The 17,015-nt window shown below is 71.8% G+C and carries 11 protein-coding genes; 3 read left to right on the top strand and 8 right to left on the bottom strand.

The genetic code is table 11. The features are described from left to right. The first annotated feature begins 14 nt into the window (after positions 1-14). On the top strand, positions 15-1,511 hold the full coding sequence (locus Q8A52_RS45585) for an O-antigen ligase family protein (RefSeq protein ID WP_316763861.1): 1,497 nt from the start codon (positions 15-17) through the stop codon (positions 1,509-1,511). Next, positions 1,508-2,866 (top strand): lipopolysaccharide biosynthesis protein, encoded by a 1,359-nt coding sequence (locus tag Q8A52_RS45580; protein ID WP_316763859.1) that lies wholly within the window; start codon positions 1,508-1,510, stop codon positions 2,864-2,866. The genes Q8A52_RS45585 and Q8A52_RS45580 overlap by 4 nt, the downstream gene beginning before the upstream one ends. Here Q8A52_RS45580 and asnB (Q8A52_RS45575) read toward each other — a convergent pair. From asnB (Q8A52_RS45575) to Q8A52_RS45550, 6 genes are all read right to left on the bottom strand, one after another. Beyond that, positions 2,845-4,755, bottom strand: coding sequence for an asparagine synthase (glutamine-hydrolyzing) (asnB, locus tag Q8A52_RS45575; protein ID WP_316763857.1), 1,911 nt, complete (start codon positions 4,753-4,755; stop codon positions 2,845-2,847). The genes Q8A52_RS45580 and asnB (Q8A52_RS45575) overlap by 22 nt on opposite strands. A gap of 61 nt (positions 4,756-4,816) precedes the next feature. Beyond that, on the bottom strand, positions 4,817-7,099 hold the full coding sequence (locus Q8A52_RS45570) for a bi-domain-containing oxidoreductase (RefSeq protein WP_316763854.1): 2,283 nt from the start codon (positions 7,097-7,099) through the stop codon (positions 4,817-4,819). 1 nt (position 7,100) lies between these two features. After that, positions 7,101-8,306, bottom strand: a complete 1,206-nt coding sequence (locus tag Q8A52_RS45565; RefSeq protein ID WP_316763851.1) for a glycosyltransferase family 4 protein — start codon at positions 8,304-8,306, stop codon at positions 7,101-7,103. Next, a complete protein-coding gene (locus Q8A52_RS45560) occupies positions 8,303-10,282 on the bottom strand; it encodes an alginate lyase family protein (RefSeq protein ID WP_316763849.1) in 1,980 nt (659 codons plus the stop codon). Before Q8A52_RS45560 ends, Q8A52_RS45565 begins: the two co-directional genes overlap by 4 nt. Next, a complete protein-coding gene (gene asnB / locus Q8A52_RS45555; RefSeq protein ID WP_316763847.1) occupies positions 10,269-12,188 on the bottom strand; it encodes an asparagine synthase (glutamine-hydrolyzing) in 1,920 nt (639 codons plus the stop codon). The genes Q8A52_RS45560 and asnB (Q8A52_RS45555) overlap by 14 nt, the downstream gene beginning before the upstream one ends. A gap of 2 nt (positions 12,189-12,190) precedes the next feature. Next, a complete protein-coding gene (locus tag Q8A52_RS45550) occupies positions 12,191-13,813 on the bottom strand; it encodes a glycosyltransferase (RefSeq protein WP_316763844.1) in 1,623 nt (540 codons plus the stop codon). Between the two features lie 203 nt (positions 13,814-14,016). Between Q8A52_RS45550 and Q8A52_RS45545 the strand changes: the two genes are divergently transcribed. Beyond that, on the top strand, positions 14,017-14,520 hold the full coding sequence (locus Q8A52_RS45545; RefSeq protein ID WP_316763841.1) for a class I SAM-dependent methyltransferase: 504 nt from the start codon (positions 14,017-14,019) through the stop codon (positions 14,518-14,520). 72 nt (positions 14,521-14,592) lie between these two features. On the opposite strand, the gene wecC is transcribed toward Q8A52_RS45545, so the two are convergent. After that, positions 14,593-15,834 carry a UDP-N-acetyl-D-mannosamine dehydrogenase gene (gene wecC, locus Q8A52_RS45540; protein ID WP_316763839.1) on the bottom strand — a complete coding sequence of 414 codons (1,242 nt, stop codon included), beginning with the start codon at positions 15,832-15,834 and terminating at the stop codon, positions 14,593-14,595. Between the two features lie 124 nt (positions 15,835-15,958). Continuing rightward, a complete protein-coding gene (locus tag Q8A52_RS45535) occupies positions 15,959-16,591 on the bottom strand; it encodes a WecB/TagA/CpsF family glycosyltransferase (protein WP_316763836.1) in 633 nt (210 codons plus the stop codon). Between the last annotated feature and the right edge of the window lie 424 nt (positions 16,592-17,015).

Genomic DNA, 17,015 nt, shown 5'->3' with positions numbered 1-17,015 from the left:
GGACGTACCGGTCCATGAGGCCCACCCCGGCGGCGGTCCTGGCCGCCCTCTACACGGTGGGCGGCGTCCTGGCGCTGGCCGCCGTCCTGCTGTCACCGAGCATGCCGACGGTCGTCGTGTGCGCCGTCGCGATGGTGACGGCGCTCGCCCTCGTGTGCAGCCGGAGCCCGCTGGCCGCGGGTATGACCTGGCTGGTCCTCTCGCCGGTCCTCTACCCCTTCGCCCGCTATCCCCGCTCCGGCTCTCTGGTGACGTTCGACCGCGTCATGCTCGCCGCGCTGGTTCTCGTGCTCCTGTTCGGACGGGGCAACAGAAGGCCGGGCGCCCGGAGCGTGCGCGGCTTCACCGTCGCCGTGGCGGTATTCGCGGCGCTGTTCCTGTGCCGCGCCCTGACCACCCACCCGGTCATGGGCGCCCTGGAGACCTCTGTCGACGCGATCCTGCTGCCCTGCGCCGCCTTCTGCGTCTGCCGGCGCACGGCGGACAGCCCACGGAGGCTGCGGACGTGGGCGGCGGGACTGATGGTCTGCGGCACCCTCGTGGCCGCGCTCGGCATCACCGAGTACCTCTTCGGATACGAACTGGCGACCCTCAGCGGGGGCGTCGTACGGACCGACACCGAGATCGGCGGGTTCGTCCGCGTCTCCGGGCCCTACACGTGCCCGGAGGTCTACGCGCTCACCCTGGCCCTCACGCTCGCCGCGACACTGTTCTGGTGGACCGGCGCGAGCGCCGACGGCCGGCGCCGCAGGGGGTGGCCCGCGTTCACGGGACCGCTGCTGGCCGCCGTGCAGATCACTGGCATGGCGCTCTCGCTGTTCCGCGTGGCCTGGGCCTGTGCCCTGCTGGTGCTCCTCCTCGGGCTCGGCCTGCGGGTCGGGAAGAAGCTGAGATTCGCCGCCACGGCCGTCGCCGTGCTGCTCGGAGCGCTCATCCTCATCGTGCCGATGCAGAGCAACGACCTCTTCCGCGCCCGCATGTCCGACACCAACAACGTGGCCGGCCGGTTCGCGACCTATCAGGTCGGCATGGAGATCTGGCGGTCCGTCCCGCTCGCCGGCGTGGGGATCAACCAGTTCGTCGAGGCGCAGAAGCGGGTCGATCCCAAGGCGGTGTGGGGCGTGCGGTCGGTGCAGTCCGCGCACAGCTCATTCGTCGCAACGCTGGCGGAACAGGGCCTGATCGGTTTCACGGCCCTGCTCGCCGTCTGCGGATACGGCACCCGGATGATCCGCCGGCTCGCCGGGGCGGCCCGCGGGGACGCGACGCGCCAGGTGCTGCACGCCGCCGTGGTCGCCGGGGCCCTGTCCTATCTGGCCTTCTCCGTCGAACTGACGATGCTGCCCCTGGGGCCGAGCAACGCCGTGCTGGCCGTGCTCCTGGCGCTCGCCGCGTCAGCCCTCGAGACTCCCCGGCAGCGCCCGGCCCGGGAAGAGGCCCCAGAGCCGGCCGCCCCGGAGGCCACCCCGGAGCCGCCGGTCCGGACGCGGCTCGCGAAGCGGGTGTCGTGACGCCCGCATGCGGCGGCGTCGCCGTTCGGACCTGCGCCAAGGTGAAGGTCGCCTGCTCCTCCAGGACGGTCCGTCAGGCCGTCGGCTTCGCCTGCTCCAGCGCGGTGATCGGCGGACTCGGTGTGACCACCTCCGCGCTGCTGGCCAGGGCCCTGGACGTCGACGCCTACACGAGCTACACGTTCGGCAAACAACTGCTCCTGTTCAGCGGGATGTTCTTCGAGTTCGGGCTGTTCCTTCCCGCGGCGCGGAGGCTGGTGCTCTCGGACCCGGCCGAGCGGCGCCGCATCACCGGCGCCGTGGTGGCGTCCTTCGTGCCGGTCGCCGTCCTGTTCGCGGTCACCGTCTTCGCGCTGTCCTGGATCGTGGACGCCTGCATGAGCGTGCACGCCGGACCGGCCCTGAGAGTGGCGGCCCTCGTCGCCATGGGATACCCGCTCGACTTCGTGTGCCTGCAGATGGCCCAGGGCCTCGACCGGCTCCACGGCTACTCGATCGCCGCCGTACTGTCGCGGCTCGGCCTGCTCGGTGCGCTCATGGCCATGCCGGCGGCGGGGGTACGGCTGACGGCGTCGGGGGCTCTCCTCGCGGACGCCCTGTTCCTGCTCGCCGCCTGGGTCGCGCTTCTGGCGTACTTCAGGCCGGTGTTCCACGGCCTTCGCACGGCCGCCTCGCGCATGCTCCGCGACGCCCGTGACTACGGCTTGTCCGCCTATGTCGGCCGGGTGCTGAGCATGGGCACGTACCACATGGACACCCTGATGCTCGGTGCCGCGAGCGATCCGCGTTCCTTCGCCTGCTACATGTGCGCCGCCTCGCTGACGGCTCCCATCGCGCTGCCGGGTGCGGGGCTTGCGACCGCGCTCTTCGGGCGGCTCACCGGCCTGCCCCGTATGGCACGGCGCTGGGTGGCGACGGTGACGGTGGTGAGCGCGGTACCGGCGGTCGCCTTGAGCATGCTGGCCGGGCCGCTGGTCCGGCTCGTCTACTCGGACAAGTTCGTGATGGCGGCGGCCCTGGTACCCGTGCTCGCCGCGGCGCAGGTGGTCAGTGCGGTGACCCGCCTGTTCAATTCCTTCCTGGCCGCGCACGGCCTCGGCTCCGACCTGCGGACCGCGGCGATCACCCTGACGGTGTCCAATCTCGTGCTGAACCTCCTGCTCATTCCGGCCTACGGGGCCGCGGGAGCGGCATGGGCGAGCCTTCTCGCGCTGGCCGTCAACCTGATCGCCCACGTGGTGCGCTACCGGCGGGCCGTGGCCGCGGGGGAGACCGCCCGCCCCGACCGCGAGGAAAACCCGGAAACCGGGTCCCTGGTCCCGCCGCGGCGGGGTCAGGGCGCGGCCGCCCGGTAGGTCTGCAGGGCTTCGGCGACCCGCCCGGCCCCGGCCCCGGCCCCGGCCCCGTCTACGTGTTGTTCCCACCACACCGCCGTGCAGAAGAGACCGAACACGGCGAGCCCGCGCTCGCGCTCTCCCGACACATGCTCGGCCACGAACCGGTCGGCGGTCCGCCGGTCGAAGAGCTCGTCGAAGACGCCGGACTGCCGTACCTGTGACCACAGGTGCTGTCCGTGGCGCCGCAGCAGGGAGCGGACCGGCGCCCCGAACCCCGTCTTCGAACGGCGCGTGACGAAGTCGGGAACCCCCGCGGCCGACGCGGCGGCCCGGAACTGCGCCTTGCCGTTGCCCGTGCGGAGCTGGTCCTCCGCCCGGGCGGCGAGCGCCGCGGCGACGACGGGTTCACCGAGGAACGGCACGCGCAGTTCCACACTGGCCCGCATGGACGCGCGGTCCCCGTACAGGAGGTTGAGGCCCGGCAGGAACAGCCGCCGGTCGCACTCCGCGACGGCGTGCAACGGGCTCGCTCCCGCCGCCAGCAGGGGGTCGGTGATGTCGCGGTGGGCGGCGGTGACCTCGTCCAGTTCGACCTTCGGAGCCAGTCGCGCCCATTCCCCGGCCGTGTAATAGGACTGGCCGCCCCACGCCCAGTCGCGGGGACTCTGCCGGCACATGCGGCCGAGCTTGTCCGTCCGTTCGCGCAGCCTCCCGGGGACCGGGCCCTGCGACGCCCGCCCGAGAAGTCTTCGGCCGGGCGCGGGAATCCGCTGCAGCATCCGTACGGCCTGGTACCGCTCGTAGCCCAGGAACAGCTCTTCCACGCCGAGCCCGGACAGCAGCACGGTCGCCTCGGCGCGCGCGGCCCGCGACAGACGCATGAGCGCGATGGCCGCCGGGTCGCCGAAGGGCAGCTCCATCACCCGTACCATCTCGGGCACTTGCCTCAGCACATCGACATCGAGGTCCACCCAGTGCAGGGGCACCTCGAGGTGGCGGGCCGCCCGCTCGGCGTAGGGTGCGTCCCCCTCGAAGGGTTCCGCCGGGTCCTGCCGCGGCGACGCGTCCCGTGCCGAGAAGACGGGGCCGCAGAACCCCGCCCGGCACAGTTCCACGCCCAGCCAGGTGCTGTCGACTCCCCCGCTCAGCAGCAGCCCGACCGGTACGTCCGCCCTGACCTGGCGCCGCACCGACTCCCGTACCGCCGCGCCGATGTCCTGGGCCGCCGTGGGGATCTCCGCCTGCCAGAGGGGCCGGGGGCGCGCGTACTCGGGCGGCAGGACGCGGTGCGCGGCGCCGGCCGGCGCCGCGTGCACCCGGTGCCAGCCCGTGCGCGGGGGAGGCGTCCACAGGAACATCGCCCCCTGCGCGACGGCCACGGGATCGACGTGCTCGGCGAGGCCCAGCGCGCGCAGCGGAGCGATCTCACTGGCCAGGGCGGTGACGCGGCCCGCCGTGTTCGTGGCGATGTAGAGGGGCTTGATGCCCAGCCGGTCGCGTCCGTAGCGCACCTGCCCGTCGGGCAGGACCTGGACGAAGGCGAACATCCCGTCGGCCTGCCCGAGCAGCTGTGCGGCGTCGGGCTGGAGCAGCAGCTCGTGGAGGACCTCGGTGTCGCCCTCGGTGGTGAACCGGACACCTCGGGAGCGCAGCGTCTCCCGTAGTTCGGGGGCGTTGTAGATCTCCCCGTTGTAGACGAGGAACCCGCGCTCGGCGTCACCGAACGGCTGGTCGCTGCGGGAGCCGACGTCGATGATCGCGAGCCGGCGGAAGTGCAGTGACGCATGCCAGCCGGTGCCCCGGAGCTCCTGGTGCCCGCACGAGTCGGGGCCCCGGTGCTCGATCGTCGTACATGGATCTCCGCCCCTGGCCGCGGCGCGGTTCAGGACCACCACGAAGCCGCACATCAGGCTTCCGCCGCCGCGCTCGGTGCCGTACCCGTCGGCAGGGCGGCCGCACCCGGAGCACTCATGCGCCGGAACCTCCCGTCGTACCGACGGCCCCCTCGGGCGTGGCGAAGGTCTGCTCCGGCACCGCGCCCACCGGGCTGCCCTCCCCAGGGGCGGTGAGTGTGCAGCCGAGGACCTCGGCGAGCGCCGGGGTGGACGGCGCGGTGGTGGCCTGGCCGCCGTCCGCGAGGGCGGCAGCCGCCCGGCAGGCCACGAGTGAGCTCCACAGCGCCAGCCGGAAGTCCGCCTCGGCGACCTTCTCGCCCCGCAGCAGCCGGGTCAGGGCCCGCATCTCCTCGGCGTGCCCCTTCGGCGCTCCGCGGTAGACCGACTCCGACTTCTTCCCCCGCTTCCACAGCGTCAGGGAGCCGAAGTCCTCGATCCTGGCGGCGACACCGTCACAGGCCACCTCGATGAGCTCCTTGGGTGCCCCGGGCGGGGTGAGCCCGCCGTACAGGATGGAGGCGGTCGAGGAGTCCGAGTAGGTGATCTGCAGGGTGACGCTCTGGGTGGACGCCGGGTCCCTGCCGTCCACACCCGTCGCGGTCACGCTCACCGGCCTGCCCGGTACGAGGAAGTTCGCGGTGTCGATGAAGTGGCAGACCTCGCCGAGCAGCCGGCCGCCCTGCCGGGGGTCGAAGTACCAGTGGTCGTCGGGCAGCCGGCCGGCGAAGACCCGGTGGACGACCTGCAGCGGCGCCCCCTCGGGCAGGGCCGCCCGCAACTCCCGTACGGCCGGGGCGAACCGGCGGTTGAAACCGGCGAGCGCCGGTGCGCCGGACCGGGACCAGGCGGCCGCCACCTCCTCCAGCTCCTGCTCCGTGAGGCCCACGGGCTTCTCGCAGTACAAGGCGATCCCGCGGCCGAGCACCTCGGCCGCGTAGCGACCGTGGCTGTCATGGCGGGACAGCACCATGACGCAGTCGGCGTCGCCCGACGCGAGCCCGTGCTCGGCGCTCTCGGCGACCTCGCCGAATCCCCAACGCCTGCTCTGCTGGACGGCCGTCAGGCCGCGCGCGCTCGCCACCCAGGAGAAGGCGGTGCCCTGCTCGCGGTGCAGATGCGGGAACAGCATCTTGGTGGCGAAGTTCCCGGCCCCGATCGCGGCGATCCTCGCTCTCCCGGCGGGCGGTGACCAGGTGGCGGCCTCGCCCCGGGGCCGCGGCGGCTCGCTCACCTTCGCGGTGCCGGGATAACGCAGCAGCAGCGCGGGGCGGCGGCGCGGCCGTTCCGTGTTCAGCACGCGGTACGCCTCGGCGGCGTCCTCGACGGCGAAGACACGGGGGTCGAGGCTCTCCAGGTCCAGGCCCGGCACCAGCCTGAGGATCTCGGCCAGATTGCGGCGTTCGGTCCAGGGCGCATAGCCCTCCGGGTACTCCTGGCCGGCCTCCTCGTAGCGCGGGTCGTAGCGGCCCGGACCGTACGAGCGCGAGTAACGGATCGTCAGTTCCTTGTGGTAGTACGACGACCGGGGCGGGGCCACCTTGACGTCCCCCACGACGACCACGGTCGCCCGGTCCCGCGCCAGACTCCCGGCCAGCTCGACCGGATCCGTGCTCGAGGTCGCCGCGGTCACCAGGACCGCGTCCGCCCGCGCGCCGCCCCAGTGCCGCGCGACGGTCCCGGGGAGGTCCTCCGTCTGGCGGGGGTGGGCGACGAACCCGGCCGCGCGCGCCGCGTCGACGGCCGCCGGGTCCTGGTCGATGCCGACCGCGTCGTACCCGTAGGCCCGCAGGATCCGCAGGGTGAGCTGCCCCACCAGACCGAGGCCGATCACCGCGACACGGGAGCCCGCCGGCGCCTCGGTCTGGTGGATTCCCTGGAGCGCGATGGCGCCCACGGTGGCGAAGGCGGCCCACCGGTCCTCCACCCCGTCCGGTACGGGCACGACGAGGTTGCGGGGCACGGTCACGAGCTCCGCGTGGGAGGCGTAACCGGCTCCGCCCGCGGCCACCCGCATGCCGGGGGCGAGGTCGTCGACGCCCTCCCCGACCGCGATCACCACACCGGCACAGGAGTACCCGAGCGTCATGGGCCGGTCGAGCCGGTCCTGGACCATCCGGTAGGTCTCGACGACACCCAGTTGCCGGGCCGTGTTGAGGACCTGCCGCACCTGGTCGGGACGCTGCCGCGCCTTGCCCAGGAGGCTGCTGGCCCCCGTCTCCACGGTCGCCCGCTCGGTGCCCGCGCTGATCAGCGAGTAGGTGTTGCGGATCAGCACCGTGCCCCACTGCACCACCGGGGGCGGCATCTCTCCCACACTGATCGAACCGTCCCGGGCCGACAGCAGTACTGCCTTCACGTCAAGCGCCTTTCGGAAGACTGGACGGCTCAGCCGACCGCCCCTGTTCGGTATCGGGCCGTGCGCCCTGCGAAGGGGCGAGCGCACGGTACAGGCGTGTCAGCGTCCTGCTCTCGGTCTCCCAGGAGTAGGTGCCGCGCACCTTCTCGGCGTTGCGCCGCAGCGTCGGCAGGTCGTCGGCGACCTGGCGCAGCGCACGGGCCACCGATGCGGGATCCGCCGGGTCGAAGAGCGCGCCCGCCGGACCGGTTCCATTGCCGAGCAGGGCCCTGCGGACCTCGGGGAAGTCGCTGCCCACCACGGCCAGACCGGCCATCAGGTACTCGAAGAGCTTGTTGGTGTCGCCCAGGTAGCAGTTGAGATGGGCGTTGGTGAGGGCGACGACGCCGACGTCCGCCGCCGCGGTGTAGGAGAGGAGTTCGTCCACCGGCACCGCGGGGAGGATGCTGGTGCGGTCCTCGATGCCGCACTCGGCGATGAGCTCGTGCAGCTTGCGCACGCTGTCGTCGCTGCCGAACCCGATGATCACCCAGTGCCACTCCGGCATGTCCCGCAGCGCGGCCGCGACGGTGTCGAAGCACCGGGAGTCGAGATAGAAGCCTCCCTGGAAGATCAGCACCAGGCGGTCGGGCGGAATGCCCAGCCGGCGGCGGAGGTCCTTCGGGGCGACACCGGCCGCAGGTGTACGGGGGTAGTTGCCGACGACCACGGGCCGGCTTCCGTGCATGTCCTCGAGGTAGGCCGCACGCGAGTGATTCGTGGTGATCGTGGCCCGCGAGCGTCGCCAGACCGTCCGCTCCCACCACTCGATCAGCTGCCGCACCGGCCGCCGGTGCATACAGGCTTCCAGCTCGTGCGCGTCGTAGACCAGGGCGGCGCGACGGCGGCGTGCCACGAGCAGCGCGGGCAGACTGAGGTGGAGATTGTGGCAGTGCACGACGTCCGGTCGCCCCCGCCCCATGAGCAGCGCGGCACGCAGGGCCCCGATGCCCGCATGGGCCAGCCGCAGCATCCGGGGAAGGCTCCGCGGCGGGAACGGCAGGGCGTCGTAGTGGACGCCCTCCTCGACGGTGCGGCTGCGGCGCCGTACCCCGGAGTCGAAGCCGATGACCCGCACCTGGTGGCCGTCCGCGGCGAGCGCGGCGGCCTCGCGTCGGACACGGGCGTCGCTGCGGAGGTCCGAGACCACGGCCATGAGGATCTTCATGCGTGCGCTCCGTCCGTCAGGCGGAACCGCAGCGCCCAGGTGACCGGGCCGTCGATCCGCAGGGTGGCGCGCAGGACCTGAGTGGTGACGGTCCTGCCGTAGGCGGGCGACCACGGCATCTCCTCGACACGGAAGGGAAGACCGGGTCCGGCGCTCTGGCCGAGACTCACCACGGTGTCGTCGGCGGACAGCACGATTCGGTCGCCGCGCGGTTCGGCACGCACGCCCGGTGCCAGCGGAAGGCTGACCACGACGGTGTGCCGGGTACGGCAGTCGAGGGTGTCCGAGACCGTCAGTCCCTCCCGGTCGAGGGTGAAGCGGCGCCGGTGCACGACGGGATCGCCCAGCCGTCGGTATCCGTCGTGCACCGCCTCCAGGACCTGCCGGCCACCGCCGTCCCTATGGTGGTCGACGATGCGGGGGCGGTCGTCGTCGCACATGGTGAACAGCAGGCCGGGGTCGAAGCGGTTCTGCTCCGCACCGTCCACTTCGACCGTGGCGTGCGCACGGGTGGAGCGCAGCAGGTTCCGCAGCTCCGGATCGGGCGTGTAGACGCCGCTGCCGGGGTCCGTGACGAACTCCCGGCCCGCCACGCACAGCACGAACGACAGCGTGTCGTTGTGCCCGTGCCCGCCGTTGCCGTTCTGCCCGACGCCTCCGCACTCCGCGAGGCACCAGTACGGGCCGGCGGTCAGCAGGTGCCAGCCCGCCCCCGGGAAGGACGTCTTCGGGGCGTGGACTCCGGTGCCGTCACCCCGTGCCCCGCACCACTGCGCGAGTTCGGGCCCTGCCGCCTCCGGGGAAGGCCCCGGAGCGCTCACGGCGGTCGCGGCGGCGACGACCGGGGACGGGTCCCGGGGGTCCCGGCCGGACTGCAGACCGACCACGAGCCCGCTGTCGTCGTCGCCCAGCGCGGGAAGCAGCCCGTCGGGTTTGGTGAGGCCGGACAGCACCCCGGCCGCCGCCTGCACCCGCTCCCGCACCTCGGGCCGCACGGGGACGCGCAGGCGCCGCAGCGCGAGCAGCCCCATCAACGCCAGCTCGGTCGACAGCCGGTGATAGCCGGTGGACCCCTCGAAGTTGGAGCCGTCCTCGTGGAACTGTTTGAGGACCTCCCGTTGTAACTGTCCGCCGCCCACCCGCAGCCACAGCCGCCCGGCGATGCTGTGGCGCAGGGCTCCGCCCGCGTGGACCAGGCCGACAAGGTCGGCCAGGTAGTGGTTGCTGGTCAGACGTGGGGTGTACTCGAGGTTGGCCAGGATGAACCATCCGTGGCTGCGCAGCATTCCGCCGGTCAGGGCGGTGAACTCCGGATCGTCGAGGATCTCCGCGGACCATACGAGGTTGGCGGCGCGGATTCCCGCCTCCATCGCGTTGGTCCAGTTCGGCCCCGAGCCGGCCGGGTTGGCCTCGGCCCATGAGCGGAGCAGATCCACCGCGCCGTCGCGGTAGCGCGAGTCACCTGTGTAGGCGTGGGCGCGTGCCAGGGCGCACAGCCACTGCAGCCGGCCGATCTCCCACGGCACCTTGATGTCGGCTGTGCCCGGCGCGGGGCCGATACGGTGGTGGTGCCGATCCGGCCAGGTGAAGCCGTGCACCGGGTCCTGATGCCAGCCCCGTCGCTTCGTGTCGACCGGCACGGCGCCGTAGCCGAGGACGGTGAACCTGCCGTCGAGCGCCGCGTCCGCCTCGCGCAGGCATGCGTCGAGTTCCAGGGGGCTCGGCCCCACCTTCGGGCGGGCCTCGGCAGCGCCGACGACGAAGGGGCGCCACCTCTCCGGGGGCGCCGGACGGGCCCGTGCCCTCCGCTCCCGCCCGTCGGCGACCGTCCTGCCTGCGGTGCGGACGGTGCGCCACGCCACTTCGGCGGCGAGCACGCCGGGCGGCAGCGCGGCCGCCGAGACGGCCAGCCGGCGCAGCCGGGACTGGTGCGGACGTCCGACGGGCGCGTGGTCGGTCCGGTCAGCGTGCGTCAACGGTGCACCTTCTCAGCATCCGTTCGGTCAGGTCGTCCGCCGATTCGCCCTCGATCCACACCCGGTGCCAGACCGCGAAGTTGAGGACCGGCCAGAGGAACCAGGCGTGGTGCGCCCGCCCGGCCCGGTGTTCCGCGACCATGTCGGCCACGGCCTCGGGCCGGAAGTAGCGCCGCAACCCGGGTGCGGCCACAAGGTCGAGCAGTACGTCCCCCATGGGACCGCGCAGCCAGTGCGCGACCGGAGCGCCGAAGCCCTGCTTCGCCCGGCGCATCACCCGCTCGGGCACGAGGTCGGCAAGAGCGCGGCGCAGCACCACCTTGGTGCGATCGCCCTCCAGCTTGTGCCGCACGGGCAGCCGGTAGGCGTACTCCACGAGCTCGTGGTCGAGGAACGGTACGCGGGCCTCGACGGAGTGCGCCATGGAGAACCGGTCGATCCGCATGAGCAGCAGCTCGGGCAGCCGGAGCGAGAACTCGTAGTGCTGCGTGTCGAACGCCACCGTCTGCAGAGGGGTCTCGCCGCGAGCGACCTGAGGGGGGATCAGAGGGGGATCGTAGGGCCGCTCCACCAGCACCGCGGAGCGCACCGAGGACGGCATGCCGAGGGGGTAGTGCATCGGGAGCTGCCGGCCGCCGACCGCTCCCATGAGCACATCGAAGGTTCTCCGGCGCCGCGAGGGGGGCACCGCCACGGCGAGGACGCGGCGAGCCGCCGCGGGCAACCTCTGCAGCAGCCGCAGTTCCCGCTGCCGCTGCATCTCCCGCACATAGCCCGGATAACCCCAGAACAGTTCGTCGGCGCCCTCGCCGGCCAGCACCACCGGGACCCCGCGGCGCCGGGCCAGCGCGCAGACGAAGCCCAGCGGCATGCACACGGGATCCGCGAGCGGTTCGTCCTGGTGGTGCACCATGGCCGTCAGCGACTCCAGTGCTTCACGTGGGGACACCGTCACCTCGTGGTGATCCGTCCCGAAGTACCGGGCCACCCAGCGGGCCTCGTGCCGCTCGTCGAGGCCGGGCGCGTCGGCGAAGCCCACGGAGAAGGTCGAGGTGCCGGCGGCGCGCTCGCGCAGCAGGGCGACCAACGCGGTGGAGTCGAACCCCCCGCTGAGCAGGACGCCGACCGGAACGTCGCTCATCAGCCGTGCCTGTACGGAGCTTTCCAGCAGGCCGCGCACCCGCGAGGCGGCGTCGGACAGCGGCACGTCCAGGAAGGAGCGCTGCGAGGTGATGTCCCAGTACCGCCACGTACGGACCCCGCGGGCGTCGCAGGTACCCGCCGTTCCGGCGGGCAGCTTGTTGATCCCGCGGTAGAGGGTCGCCGGGGAGGGAACCACGAGGTTGGCGAGATAGCTCTCGAGGGCCGTGGTGTTGACCTCCGCGGTGAGCCTCGGGTGGGCCAGCAGTGCCTTCGTCTCGGAGGCGAACAGGAACGTGCCGTCCACTTGCGTCCAGTACAGAGGCTTCTCGCCGAGGGGGTCCCTGGCGAACAGCAGCCGCGCCGAGCGGGGGTCCCAGAGTGCGAAGGCGAACATCCCGGTGAGCCGGGTGACGCACGCCTCGCCGTACTGCCGGTACGCGTGCAGGATCACCTCGGTGTCGCAGTCGGTGCGGAACCGGGCGCCCCTGCTTTCGAGATCACGGCGCAGGGCGGGGTAGTTGTAGATCTCGCCGTTGAAGACGAGACACTCCCCGTCCTCGCCGAACATGGGCTGGGCGCCGTGGGCGAGGTCGACGATGGACAGCCTCCGGTGGCCGAGGCCCACCCGGCCGTCCTCGCTGACGTGCACTCCCACGCCGTCCGGGCCCCGGTGGGCCAGTCGGTCGCGCATGTCCGTGACGGCTTCGGGCGTCACGCATCCCACCGCACGCCCGTACTCGTAGATCCCCGCGATCCCGCACATGGTCAGCCCCTCACCGTGGCCGGGGCGGAGGCCGGCAGGGACAGCCTGGAGAGGATCTGTCCGGCCCGCCGTTCCCAGGTGTGCTCGGCGAGTGCCTCCCGGCGCGCTTGCAGCCCGAGCGACGCCCCACGGTCGGGCAGCTCCAGCACCCGCATGACGCCCTCGGCGAGGGACTTCGGGTCACCGGGCTCGGTGAGTCGGGCGGTCACGCCGTCCGTCAGTATCTCGCCGATCTGCTCCAGACGGCTGGCCACGATCGGCCTGCCGAGAGCCATGTACTCGAACAGCTTCACGGGCGAGCCGAAGAACGGGCGGGTTCCCTCCCAGACGTGCGGCGAGACGAGAACGTCGCAGCGCGACAGAACATCGAGGGCCTCGTCGTGGGAGACGCTGCCGACCCAGGTGATCCGGTCGCCGACGCCCAACCGGTCGGCCATCCGCACACAGGTCTGCCGCCGGTCCCCGTCACCGATCAGCACCAGCTCGACGTCCGAGGGAAGGTGGCAAAGGCTCTCGATCGCCACTTCGACACCGTGCCAGGGTCCGAAGCTGCCGACCCAGCCCAGTCGGGCTCCCTTGCGGACCGGCAGTGGTGAGGGTTCGGGGATGCACGCCGCATCGACCGCGTTCGCGACCACCTCCACCGTCGAGGGGTCGGCTCCCATGTCCGTCGCCACCGCCGCCGCGGCCCTCGAGACCGCCGCGACCATGTGCGCACTGCGCACCGCGTGCCGTTCGTAGCGTGCGCCGAGGAGCTGGAAGACGCTTTTCAGGGGCGCTTTGCGATACCAGTGCTCGTGCGCCCACACGACGGAGGTGTTCCACTCCAGCACCAGCGGGATCCCCAGGCGCCGGCTGACGTCGGCGCCGGCCCGCGACAGGAACGAATGCCGCTCGTAGACGAAGGAGGGCGGTGTGCGGGCGGCGAGCGCCAGGGCCGCCTCACACATCCCGTCGTTCGCGGCCAGCCGGGCCGACTCCCTCATGAAACGGTCGCCGCGCGGCAGTGGCGCCGCGACCTCGACGACGTCGACAGCGGCTCTCAGCTGCTCCGGAGGGCGGGTGTTGGTCACCAGCGCCACCTGCCGGCCGAGGCGCCGGAAACCGGTCAGGATTCCGGAGACATGGCTGACAGACCCGCCGACCCCTACCTCCCCGGCGTCCCGCCACATGGCGAGAACCCACGGCCTCTCGGGCGAGCCGGCGGTGCGGGGGCCCCGCGGAGCGGGAGCCTCACGGACCGTCAGTTCGCGCAGGACGCGCCGCCCGGCCGTCGCGGCGTCCTGGGCACAGCGCAGCGTCAGCGCCGCACGGCTGCCGACCGGCACATGTTCATGGGGGCGGTTCACGTCGATGACGCACCGTTCACGCACCGGTGCCAGCGCGGCGACCAGCTCGAAAGGGGTGGCGAACGGCCTGCGTGCCATGTCGTCACTGAGCAACGCGACCGCCGATACGCGTTGCCGCCGCAACTCCGCCCGGTATCCACGGATGTCACGGATGGCGTCGGACGCGGCCATCACCACGACCGGCTCCTGACCGAGCGTCGAGGCGGCGATGCGCCTGACACCGGGGACACCGAAGCGCGACTCGGTCAGCACCGCCCACCGCTGCTGGGCGTTCACATCACCCCGATAATCACGATGGGCAGTCAGTGGAACCTCCACAAGGCGGCTGTAAGCAGTCCGACGGTTTTCAAGGTATTCCACACGAGGCACTGCGCCGCAACACAACACGTTAATGCGTCGTGCCCCTCACCCGAAAAAATCCGAGTAATTCTGCGACTCGGTGAATCATCCGTTGAGTAGGATCCTCCGCATGACAACCGATGGTCGTGCAGCGGCGAGTGAACAATGGTCGGAAAATCCGGCGGGAATCAATCGCGCAATCGCACCCCGAGGGCACCAAGGAATTCTATGATCAAATGACCAGAAGCCGTTATCGGCTGCAGCCCTGGCTGCCGGGTCCGCTGCGCTCGTGGGTTCCCCGGGGACGGGTGCTGGAAATCGGCTGTGGGGCGGGTAGCGATCATTCGGTGATTGCGAGTATCGCCCGCGACACGGTCGCGGTCGACCTGGCGGAACGCGGGGCCCGCCTCACACAGACCCGCCTGGAACTCGAGGGCCGGCGCGGTGTGGCGCAGGTGGCCGACGCAGAGAGCATGCCCTTCCCCGACGAGTCCTTCGACGGGGTCTGCTCCTTCGGCGTCCTGCACCACACCGATCACCCGGAGCGAGGCGTCGCCGAGATGCGGCGCGTCATGCGTCCGGGGGCGACGTTCATGATGGCGCTCGCCCTGGGCTGGTACGTCATCGTCACCGGCTGCCGGTGACACGGGCCGGGCCAAGTCCCGTGCGGGCACCCGGCCCGGCCCCTGACGCACCGTCGGGGCGCCCCGGTGACCTCAGCGCCAGACACCCCGTGTATCGAAGACGACCTTCCCCCGCAGCATCGTCCGCTTGACCCCGCGGAAGGCGTCGTGGTCGACGAGCAGGACGATCAGGTCCGACTCGTAGAGGGCCGCCTCGAGGTCCACGAGCTTCGCCTGCCCCGTGTCCGCCAGCACGGACGGCAGCTCGGTGATGTGCGGCTCGACCACCAGCAGACGGCCCACTGCCTGCCGGGCGAGTTCCGCCGTGATGTGCAGCGCGGGACTCTCCCGCAGATCGTCCACGTTGGCCTTGAACGCCAGCCCCAGGCAGGCGATGACCGGGTCCTTGAAACGCGCCGCGGTGTTCGACACCTCCGCGATCACATGAGCGGGCTTGGCGTCGTTGACCTGCCGGGCGGTCCTGATCAGCCGCGCCTGCTCACCGGCCGCGCTGACGATGAACCACGGATCGACGGCGATGCAGTGCCCCCCGACCCCCGGGCCCGGCTGGAGGATGTTCACCCTCGGGTGCCGGTTGGCGAGCGCGATCACCTCGCCGGTGTCGATGCCCAGCTTGTCGCAGATCATCGAAAGCTCATTGGCGAAGGCGATGTTGACGTCGCGGAACGCGTTCTCGCTCAGCTTGGCCATCTCGGCGGTGGTGGCGTCCGTGACATGGCACTGCCCCTGGGTGAACACCTCGTACAGCTTCTTGGCCCGCGCGCCGCAGCATTCGCTCACCCCGCCGATCAGACGGTCGTTGGTGACGATCTCGATCATGATCCGGCCCGGCAGGACGCGCTCGGGGCAGTGCGCGACATGCACGTCCGCGGACGCGCCCGCAGTGTGCGGGAAGGTCAGGTCCGGCCGCCGCTCGGCCAGCCACTGCGAGAGCCGCAGCGTCGTGTCCGGCGGCGACGTCGACTCCAGGACCACCAGCGCGCCGGGCCGGAGCACATCGGCCACCGAAGCCGCCGCGTCCCGCACATGGGACAGATCCGGTTCGCGGTCCTCGCCCACGGGAGTGGGGACGGCGATGATGAACGCGTCGGCGGGTTCGGCCTCGGTGGAGGCGCGCAGGCGTCCCATCGCCACCGCACCGCTCACCGCGACGGCGAGGTCCGGTTCCACGAAGGGCGCCTGCCCGGCGTTGATCAGATCCACCGTGGCCCGGTTGACGTCCACACCGACGACGTCCACTCCCTTGGTGGCCAGTGCGGCAGCGGTCGGCAGCCCGATGTATCCGAGCCCTACAACGGAGACAGTGCTGAACACGCGCGTTCCTTTCAGGGGGTACGACACTTCGTCTCAGGGAGGTACGACTTTTCGGCGTGCAGGAGCACGGGGAGCGGGCCGGACCGTCACCGGGGGACCAGGAGTACAGGGGTGCCACGGGGCGCTACCCGCGCGGGCTGCGTCGCGCCAGGGCCTCGCGGAGGACCAGCAGGACGAACGCGGTGTTGCCCACGAGATAGCGGGCGAACAGCCGCCGAGGCTCCTGCATGAGCCGGAACGCCCACTCCAGGCCGGCGCCGCGCATCCACCGGGGCGCACGCGTCTTGAGCCCGGCCACCACGTCGAAGGACCCGCCGACGCCCACCGCAAGCCCGCAGTTGAGGTCGGCCAGGTGCCCGGCGAGGAAGTACTCCTTGCGCGGCGTCGGCACCGCGAGGAAGAGGAGGTCGGGGCGGGCTTCGCGGACGGATGCGACCACCTCCGGCTCCTGCTCGCGCGACCAGTAGCCGTCGCGGTACCCGACCACGTCCACTCCGCGGCGCGTGGCGATGGCCGCCACCTGGCGCACCACCGCGGGCTCGGCGCCGAGCAGGTAGACCCGGTAGCGTTCACGCGCCGCGCGGTCCCACAGCGCCAGCATGAGATCGATGCCGGTGACCCGTTCGGGAAGAGGGTGCCCGAGCACCCGGCCCGCCCACACAACGGCCTGCCCGTCGGCGTTGACGAGCGAGCAGGACCGGATGATGCGCGCCAATTCGGGATCCCGCCGGGCCCTGACGACTTTCGCGGCATTCACCGATACATGTTGGTGAGGTCGCCCATCGGCGATCAACTTCTCGGCCGCGGCGACACTTTCCGCCAGGGTGAGCGCGTGCACCGGCAGCCCGCAGAGGGGAACCGGTGCTGTTTCGCTCCTACGGCTCGGCCGGTCCATCGGTGCAAGAACATTGTCTGGCCCCATAGCCTCCGCCTGACAGTGGACGTGTCCGTCACGCTAAGTGCCGTTCGAGCCCGGACGACCGCAATGTGCGCAACCCGCCGACATCGCAACTCGAATGGGCCACGTGCACTCCGCGCCGGGCGGACACCACGCGGGGAAAGACTTGCAGAGAAATGACCACGCAGAGAAAAGACCACGCAGGGCAAAGACCACGCAGGGAAAAGTCAGGTCGACCTGAAAGGGCGATTTCCTGCATCCGGCCGGCCGACCGGCGCGCCTG

Origin of the sequence: Streptomyces herbicida (assembly GCF_032656585.1) — a bacterium.
In the GTDB taxonomy this organism is placed as follows: Bacteria; Actinomycetota; Actinomycetes; order Streptomycetales; family Streptomycetaceae; genus Streptomyces; species Streptomyces herbicida.
The sequence above is the reverse complement of the archived record's forward strand: the minus strand, read 5'-3'. Positions and strand labels throughout refer to the sequence as shown.

Excerpts from the sequence above, each read along its gene's own strand:
- Q8A52_RS45585 (WP_316763861.1), top strand. The coding sequence starts at position 15 with ATGAGGCCCACCCCGGCGGCGGTCCTGGCCGCCCTCTACACGGTGGGC.
- Q8A52_RS45565 (WP_316763851.1), bottom strand. The coding sequence starts at position 8,306 with ATGAAGATCCTCATGGCCGTGGTCTCGGACCTCCGCAGCGACGCCCGT.
- asnB (WP_316763857.1), bottom strand. The coding sequence starts at position 4,755 with ATGTGCGGCTTCGTGGTGGTCCTGAACCGCGCCGCGGCCAGGGGCGGA.
- asnB (WP_316763847.1), bottom strand. The coding sequence starts at position 12,188 with ATGTGCGGGATCGCGGGGATCTACGAGTACGGGCGTGCGGTGGGATGC.
- Q8A52_RS45545 (WP_316763841.1), top strand. The coding sequence starts at position 14,017 with ATGGTCGTGCAGCGGCGAGTGAACAATGGTCGGAAAATCCGGCGGGAA.